The sequence below is a fragment of the Bradyrhizobium diversitatis genome (assembly GCF_016031635.1).
Taxonomy (GTDB): Bacteria; Pseudomonadota; Alphaproteobacteria; order Rhizobiales; family Xanthobacteraceae; genus Bradyrhizobium; species Bradyrhizobium diversitatis.
The window spans coordinates 1-630 of sequence record NZ_JACEGD010000125.1 but is presented as its reverse complement, the minus strand read 5'-3'; the positions used below and the strand labels follow the sequence as shown (position 1 = coordinate 630).

Sequence of the window (630 nt, the reverse complement as noted above, 5' to 3'; positions counted from 1 at the left end):
CGCCATCAGCGAGAGATTGTCGAGGCTGAAGCCGGCAAAATACATGATGCCGAAGCTCGTGATCAGCGACAGCGGCAGCGCGACGCCGGCAATCAGCGTGGCGCGCAGCGAGCGCAGGAACAGCAACACCACCAGCGTCACCAGCACGACGGCAAGGATCAACGTAAACTGCACGTCGCGCACCGAGGCGCGGATGGTGACGGTGCGGTCGGAGACGATGGTGAGGTTGACGCCGGCCGTCATCATCGACATCCAGCGCCAGCCCGGCGCCAACGTCATCGACGTCGTCAGCCAGATCCGCGCGGAAATCCCGAAAGTGCAGCGCGCGATCCCGGCCGGCGTGCCCTGGTACCAGCCGCCGGTGCGGTCGTTCTCGAGGCCGTCGACGATCTGGGCGACGTCGCCGATGGTGACGGGCGAGCCGTTGCGATAGGCGATGATGACCGGCCTGTAGGCGTCGGCGGCGGCGATCTGGTCGTTGGCTGCGATGATGTAGGATTGCTGCGCGCCGTCGAGCGAGCCTTTCGGCCCCGAGACATTGGCATTGGCGATCGCAGTACGCAGATCTTCCATGGCGATGCCGTAGGCCGCAAGACGCGCGAGATCGGCCTGGATGCGCACGGCTGGCTT

The 630-nt window shown here is 65.9% G+C and carries 1 protein-coding gene; it reads right to left on the bottom strand.

The window, feature by feature from the left end:
• Positions 1-630, bottom strand: a 630-nt coding sequence (locus tag H1B27_RS39735; protein WP_197969787.1) for an efflux RND transporter permease subunit, incomplete at both ends; no start/stop codon positions are given.